A 7,075-nucleotide genomic window follows, 5' to 3' on the forward strand; every position below is an offset into this window, starting at 1 on the left:
GATCATGTCTTGGAAAACACCATCATCCCAGGTCAGAGCGGCACCCTTCGCCTATTCGCGGCGCGTGTCCCCCACTTACTCGTGGAATCGGGTCAGATCAGCTTGCCGAACTCAGCCGCGCTCTGCGCGTCGGTGGCCACGAACTCGGTGGCCGCACCCGTCGCCGCCGCGTCCAGGTGGGCCGCACTGGCACTGGCCGCCGCCGCGATCGTGGCATCATGGCCCGCCCAGCTGCTCATCCGCTCGGCGATCGCCGCCGACACCAACCCGACCGGCTCGATCTCGATCTCGTTGCCTGCCATCACACTCCCCTAACCGCCTTGGTGTACACCGCGGCCAACTCATCGGCCACCGGATGATCAGTAAACGCCGTATACGGCGCCTGAGCGAACTGCTCGCAGAACTCGCCCAGCATCCGGTCATAATCCGGCGCTGCAGGTCAGTCACGACGCGCGGGAACGCCCAGCCGGGCCCGGACTTCGTCTTCACCGCAGGTGCGTCCAGCCGCGATGTCCGCTTCCGCGGCAGCGACCGACTCGGCGATACCCGGCTGGGAGAGCCAGAACAGCGTCTCCCGCATCGACTCCCACTCGTCGGCGCCGACCAGAACCGCCGCCGGCGCGCCGTTCTTGGTGATCCGCACGCCCCACATATTAGGCCCTATACGGGCCGACAGCGGGCTTGTTCATGGCCGATACCATCGGCCCATCACCGCCCCCCGGGGCCCGGGCCGTCCTGAGCGCGACCGCATCACCGGCCGGTGAACGTCTCCCGCAGCCGGCTGAACAACCCCTGGCCGCCGGCGTGCCGGGTGCGGACCTCGGCGCCGTCTTGGTGCCGATGCGTCTTCAGCTCCCGCAGCAGCTCGGTCTCCCGCCCGTCCAGCCGCTCGGGGACCACGACCTCGACGTGCACGTGCAGGTTCCCGCGCACCCCGGAGCGCAGGTGCGGCATGCCGTGGCCGCGCAGCGTCGTCACCGACGCCGGCTGGGTGCCGGCCGGGATGGTGATCTCGGTGGGCCCGTCGAGGATCGCGTCCACGGTGACCGTGGTGCCCAGCGCCGCGTCCACCATCGGCACCGAGACCGTGCAGTGCAGGTCGTCGCCGTCGCGGACGAAGACGTCGTCGGCCTGTTCGTGCACCTCGACGTAGAGGTCGCCGGCCGGGCCGCCGCCGGGGCCGACCTCCCCCTGCGCGGCCAGCCGCACCCGCATCCCGTCACCGACCCCGGCCGGAATCTTCACGCTGATCTCCCGCCGGTCGCGCACCCGGCCGTCGCCGCCGCACTTGCCGCACGGATCGGGGATCACCTCGCCGACACCGCGGCAGGTCGGGCACGGTCGAGACGTCATCACCTGGCCGAGCAGCGAGCGCTGCACGCTCTGCACCTCACCGCGGCCATGGCAGGTGTCGCAGCTGACCGGCCGGGAGTCGCCGTTGGTGCCGCGGCCCTGACACCGGTCGCAGAGCACCGCGGTGTCGACGGTGACGCGCTTGGTCACCCCGGCCGCGCACTCGGCCAGCGTCAACCGCATCCGCAGCAGCGAGTCCGACCCGGGCCGGACCCGCCCGACCGGTCCGTGGGATGCGGCGCCGCCGCCGAAGAAGGCCTCGAAGACGTCGCCCAACCCGCCGAAACCGGCGCCGAAGCCGTTGCCCGCGCCGCTCTCCAGCGGGTCGCCGCCCAGGTCGACGATCCGGCGTTTCTCCGGATCGGAGAGCACCTCGTAGGCGGTGCTGATCTCCTTGAACTTGGCCTGCGCCGCCTCGTCCGGGTTGACGTCCGGGTGGTATTTGCGGGCCAGCTTGCGATAGGCGCTCTTGATCTCCGCGTCGCCTGCGTCCCTGCCCACGCCCAGCAGTCCGTAATAATCGCGTGCCACGCCTGACCTCTCCCAGCTTCCAACGCTTTTCGGTAGCCGCCGCTACCTGGTGCCCAGAACTTCACCGATGTACGCAGCAACCGCAGCGACACTAGCGATAGTTCCCGGGTAGTCCATCCGGGTGGGCCCCAGGACCCCCATCCCCCCGTAGACGGTACCCGGCGAACCGTACGCGGTGGACACCATCGCCGTGGTGGCCATCTCTTGCGCCTCCGTCTCGCTGCCGATGCGCACCGTGACCTTACCGGCCTCCTGCTGCACGGTCAGCAACCGCAGCACCACGACCTGCTCCTCGAGCGCCTCCAGGATGGACCGCAGCGAATCGCCGAAGTCGGCGGCGTTGCGGGTCAGGTTTGCGGTCCCCCCCAGCAGCAGGCGCTCCTCCCGGTGCTCCACCAGCGATTCCAGCAGCACCGTCGCCGCCCGACCGACCGCGTCACCGAGCGCGCCCCGCTCGCCCGGCCCGGCGCCGGACAGCGAGTTGGCCAGCTCGGCGACCGCGATCGACGCCGCCGGGATCTTCTTGCCCTCCAGCGCCTGACCGAGCAGCTCGCGCAGCGTGGCCAGCTGGTGGTCGTCGATGGTGTCGCCGAGCTCCACGATGCGCTGGTCCACCCGGCCAGAGTCGGTGATGACCACCAGCAGCAGCCGGGCCGGGGTCAGCGCGATCACCTCCAGGTGGCGGACCGTCGACCCGGAGAGCGTCGGGTACTGGACGACCGCGACCTGGCGGGTCAGCTGGGCCAGGGTGCGCACCGCCCGGCGCAGCACGTCGTCGAGGTCGACCCCGGATTCCAGGAACGACAGGATGGCCCGGCGCTCCGCCGTCGAGAGCGGCTTGACCTCCTCGATCCGGTCCACGAACTCCCGGTACCCCTTCTCGGTGGGCACCCGTCCGGAGCTGGTGTGCGGCTGGGCGATGTACCCCTCGGCCTCCAACACGGCCATGTCGTTGCGGACCGTCGCCGACGAGACACCGAGATTGTGCCGCTCCGGTAGCGCCTTCGACCCGATCGGCTCCTTGGTGGCGACGAAGTCGGCGACGATGGCGCGCAACACCTCGAAGCGGCGGTCGTCAGCGATGCTCATAGCGACTAGGTTACTTTTCGACGTGTTTTTTGGCGCGGGCGTGCACGGAAGTATGCGCATCTGCGCCGTTCGCCGTGTCTATGTGCACTCTCGCGGAGAGACAGGAGGGCATCACACCGTGTCTGACTTCCCCTACACCGGCCGCTTCGGCGTCAACCGGGTGCTCCCCGAACACGGCCGGCCCCGCGACGACGTGCTGGACGAGCTGCGCGCGATGGCCGCGGCCGAAGACCGCACCTGGGAGACCGGCCGGGTCTCCGGCACCATGTACTGCGGCGACCACGAGCACTACCGCTTCCTCGACCAGGCGTTCGGCCTGTTCGCGCACGTGAACATCCTGCAACGCGACATCTGCCCGAGCGCGACCAAATTCGAGGGCGAGATCATCGCGATGGCGCTCGACCTGATGCACGCCGAGGCGGTCACCGACACCGAGCCGGCCGGGATGGTCACCACCGGCGGCACCGGCAGCATCATCCACGCGCTGCTCGCCTACCGCGACCACGCCGCCCAACAGCGCAAGATCGGCCGGCCGAACTTCATCAAACCGGAGACCGGGCACCCGGCGTTCGACAAGGGTTGCCACCTGTTCGGCATCGAGCTGCGCAAGGCGCCGGTCGACCCGCAGACCACGTGCGTCGACGTCGACTGGGTGGCCGACAACATCGACGAGAACACGATCGCGATCATGGGCTCGGCCTGCAACTACGGCTACGGCACCGTCGACCCGATCCCCGAGCTGGGTCAGCTGGCCCTCGATCGCGGGGTCGGCCTGCACGTCGACGGCTGCCTGGGCGGGTTCATCCTGCCGTTCGGCCAGGAGCTGGGCATCCCCGGAATACCGGACATCCCGCTCTTCGATTTCCGGGTCCCCGGCGTCACCAGCATCTCCGCCGACACCCACAAGTACGGCTACGCGCTCAAAGGCGCCTCCACCCTGTTGTTCGCCGACAAGGCGTACCGCAACGCGCAGTACTTCTACCTGCCGGACTGGTCGGGCGGCAAGTACATGTCGCCGGGGATCGAGGGGTCGCGGTCGGGCGGGCTGCTCGCCGCCAGCTGGGCGTCGATGGTGCAGCTGGGCCGGGACGGCTACCGCAGCTACGCCCGGGCGATCTTCGAGACCGCCGCCGCGATGCAGGCCGCGGTGCGCAGCCACCCGGAGCTGACGATCATGGGCAGCCCGACGTTCTGCTTCAGCTTCCGCTCCGACGAGTTCGACATCTACCACGTCGCCGACGCCATGAAGCCGAAAGGCTGGCGGTTCAACGGCCAGCAGTACCCCAACGCGATCCACATGGCGGTCACCCGCCCGCAGACCCAGCCCGGCGTGGTGCAGGCGTTCACCCAAGACCTCGACGACGCGGTGGAATACGCGAAGAAGAAGACCGCTCTCGGCGAGCCCGCGGCCGGCGCCGCGGTCTACGGCGGTGTGCCCGGCGGCCTGACCGCCGAGGCCGCCCAGTTCATCGAGGGGTTCATGGAGCAGATGCTCGACACCCAGCAGTCGCTGCCACCCGTTTCATGACCGGCCCCGCCGCGCCGACGAGCCGGTCCGAGCGGGTAGTGCTCGCCGTCGACCTGGGCACCGGCGGGCCGAAGGTCGGGCTGGTGGCGCTGGACGGCACCGTGCTCTGGTCCGACCACGTCGCCGTGCGCACCGACTACGGTGACGGCGGCACCGCCACCCAGGACGCCGGGCAGTGGTGGACGATCGTCGGCGACGTCACCCGGCGCGGCATCGCCGACAGCGGCGTGCGCGGTGACCAGGTGGTGGGCGTCTCGATCACCGGGCAGTGGGCCAGCACGGTCCCGGTCGACGCCGACGGCCGGCCGGTGGGGCCGTGCGTGATGTGGATGGACACCCGGGGCGCGCCGTACAGCGCCCGGGCGCTGGCCGGCCCGGTGCAGGGCTACCGGCCGCGTGCGGTGGCGACCTGGCTGCGGCGCAGCGGCGGGATACCCGCGCTCAGCGGCGACGATCCCATCGGCCACATGCTCTACCTGCAACACGGGGAGCCGAAGACCAGCGCGGCCACCCGCTGGTACCTGGAGCCGGTCGACTACCTGAGCATGCGGTTCACCGGCCGGGCCGCCGCCTCCCCGGCCTCGATGGTGGGCGCCTGGCTCACCGACAACCGCGACCTCGCCACGCTCGGCTACGACGACGTCCTGGTGCGGCTGACCGGTGTCGATCGGGTGAAGCTGCCGCCACTGGTGCCGACCGGGTCGATCATCGGCCCGGTGACCCCCCGGGTCGCCGCCGACCTCGGCATCTCGCCGGACGCGCAGGTGGTGACCGGTACACCCGATCTGCACAGCGCCACCATCGGTTCCGGGGCGGTGCGCCCGCGCGACCTGCACCTGACGATTTCCACCACGTCGTGGATCGGCTGCCCGATGTCGGCCAAGAAGACCGACGCGCTGCACCAGATGGCGACGGTGCCGGGCATCGACCCGTCGAGCTATCTGTTGGTGAACAACCAGGACACCGCGGGCCGGGCGCTGCAGTGGTTGCGCGACAACGTCTTCGGGGTCGCCGGCATGGTCGGACTGTTCGGACCGTCCGGGTCCGACACCACGTCGAGCCGCGCCGATCACCCCGGGGTGGGCTACCAAGCCCTCACCGAGCTGGCCGGATCCGCGCCCGCGGGTTCGCACGGCGTGATCTTCACCCCGTGGCTCAAGGGCGAGCACTCCCCCATCAACGACCGCAACGCCCGTGGCGGGTTCCACAACCTGTCGCTCGCCACCACCCGCGCCGACCTGGTGCGCGCGGTGCTCGAAGGCGTTGCCTACAACAGCCGCTGGCTGCTGCGCCACGTCGACAAGTTCGCCGGCACCGGCGGCCGAAGCCCGATCCGGATCATCGGCGGCGGCGCCCAGTCCGACCTGTGGTGCCAGATCATCGCCGACGTGTGTGGCCGCCCGTGCGAACGGGTGGCCGACCCACTCAACGCCCAGCTGCGCGGCGCCGCGCTCTTCGCCGGGCTGGGCATGGGTGAGATCAACCGCGACGAGCTGCGCGACCTGGTCCGGGTCGACGTCGTCTTCCAGCCGGACGCCGCGAACCGCGCCGTCTACGACCGGCTGTTCGCCGAGTTCCCGGGGCTGTACCGGGCGCAGAAGGGGATGTTCGCCCGGCTCAAGGAATGATGGGCATGAACGGCGGCAGCGGCGGACCGGGTGCCCGCGGCGGCGGTGCTGGTAACGGTTGTCCAGGTCGGTGAGCTCCGGCAGCGCCTCGATCGCCGAGTCGTTGGTGAGCAACCAGTGGCCATTCCGGTCGACCAGCACGACAGGACCCCTTCACGTCGGAGACGGCCGCTCTCGACCGGGTGTCTCGAACAGCGGTCAGTGCTGGGCGAGCATCCCGAACAACGCCGTCGCCGAGTCGTGCGAGAGCACCCAGCTGCCCTGGTCGACCAGCATGACCGGGGTGGGCTGCGGCGCCTTCTTCGGACCGGAGATGGTCACCGTGGTGGTGGCCTGGTTGGGGCCCGCGGGCAGCACCGGACCGACGTCGAAGGTGAACGGCAGCTCGCCGTCCCGGTAGGCCTTGCGCAGCTCGTGGTCGAGCCCGTGCCCTTCCTCCTGGGTGATGCCGTTCTCGACCAGGTCGCCCTTCTCCTTGTAGGTGATGCCCGCATCGGTCAGCCGGGTCAGCATGCCGGCCACCTCGTCGCCGGTCGGCAGGGGTGCGCCCGGCGCCGGCGCGGGCGGCGGGTCCAGCGGCAGCGGCGCGTCGACGATGCCGCGCTGCGCCGGCAGCCCAGCGGGATCGGCGGATCCGACGCCGGCACCCACGACGGCAGCGGCGGCGGCGCCCGCCACCCCGAGCGCGATCCGGGCAGTCAACGGTGATCGAGCCATGGATTCGTCCCCTTTGATCAGGTGCACCGACGCCTCCTGCCGGCGTGGTCGTCCGGCGCAGTCTAACGCCATGACGTCCTCCCCACGGCTGAAGCCGGGGGATTCCAACCCGTTCATGCTGCGGTTCCAGCGGCTAGGTGCGTGGGTCAGTAACCGGCGATATCCGGTGTGTCGTTTCTGCGGTTGAACCGGGTGGTCGGCGAGGCTGTCGGTATGGGTTCGATGGCAG

Annotated in this window: 6 protein-coding genes and 1 pseudogene; 2 read left to right on the plus strand and 5 right to left on the minus strand. The window is 70.4% G+C overall.

From position 1 onward, the window contains the following. Positions 1-92 precede the first annotated feature (92 nt). The 4 genes and pseudogenes from AC2VNT_RS13590 to hrcA all read right to left on the minus strand — a co-directional run bounded on the left by AC2VNT_RS13590 (position 93) and on the right by hrcA (position 2,973). Positions 93-302, minus strand: a complete 210-nt coding sequence (locus AC2VNT_RS13590; RefSeq protein WP_486947362.1) for a hypothetical protein — start codon at positions 300-302, stop codon at positions 93-95. A gap of 137 nt (positions 303-439) precedes the next feature. Beyond that, positions 440-643: pseudogene (locus AC2VNT_RS13595) on the minus strand (type II toxin-antitoxin system Phd/YefM family antitoxin); the annotation flags it as partial. Between the two features lie 107 nt (positions 644-750). After that, a complete protein-coding gene (gene dnaJ / locus AC2VNT_RS13600; RefSeq protein ID WP_486947363.1) occupies positions 751-1,884 on the minus strand; it encodes a molecular chaperone DnaJ in 1,134 nt (377 codons plus the stop codon). 42 nt (positions 1,885-1,926) lie between these two features. Beyond that, on the minus strand, positions 1,927-2,973 hold the full coding sequence (gene hrcA, locus AC2VNT_RS13605; protein WP_486947364.1) for a heat-inducible transcriptional repressor HrcA: 1,047 nt from the start codon (positions 2,971-2,973) through the stop codon (positions 1,927-1,929). 118 nt (positions 2,974-3,091) lie between these two features. On the opposite strand from hrcA, the gene AC2VNT_RS13610 reads away from it, so the two are divergent. Next, the gene (locus tag AC2VNT_RS13610) at positions 3,092-4,501 is read left to right on the plus strand and encodes a pyridoxal phosphate-dependent decarboxylase family protein (RefSeq protein WP_486947365.1); all 1,410 of its coding nucleotides are present in this window, start codon (positions 3,092-3,094) and stop codon (positions 4,499-4,501) included. Next, positions 4,498-6,129 carry a xylulokinase gene (locus tag AC2VNT_RS13615; RefSeq protein WP_486947366.1) on the plus strand — a complete coding sequence of 544 codons (1,632 nt, stop codon included), beginning with the start codon at positions 4,498-4,500 and terminating at the stop codon, positions 6,127-6,129. Before AC2VNT_RS13610 ends, AC2VNT_RS13615 begins: the two co-directional genes overlap by 4 nt. Before the next feature lie 198 nt (positions 6,130-6,327). Here the strand turns inward: AC2VNT_RS13615 and AC2VNT_RS13620 are convergent, their stop codons facing one another. Continuing rightward, entirely contained in the window at positions 6,328-6,918 is a 591-nt protein-coding gene (locus AC2VNT_RS13620) for an MTB12 family secreted protein (RefSeq protein WP_486947367.1), read from the minus strand. Positions 6,919-7,075 lie beyond the last annotated feature (157 nt).

It is taken from the genome of Mycobacterium sp. TH-M15, assembly GCF_057473705.1.

Bases quoted from the DNA above. Each gene is read 5' to 3' on its own strand.
- AC2VNT_RS13590 (WP_486947362.1), bottom strand. From the start codon at position 302: ATGGCAGGCAACGAGATCGAGATCGAGCCGGTCGGGTTGGTGTCGGCG.
- AC2VNT_RS13620 (WP_486947367.1), bottom strand. From the start codon at position 6,918: ATGGCGTTAGACTGCGCCGGACGACCACGCCGGCAGGAGGCGTCGGTG.
- hrcA (WP_486947364.1), bottom strand. From the start codon at position 2,973: ATGAGCATCGCTGACGACCGCCGCTTCGAGGTGTTGCGCGCCATCGTC.
- AC2VNT_RS13615 (WP_486947366.1), top strand. From the start codon at position 4,498: ATGACCGGCCCCGCCGCGCCGACGAGCCGGTCCGAGCGGGTAGTGCTC.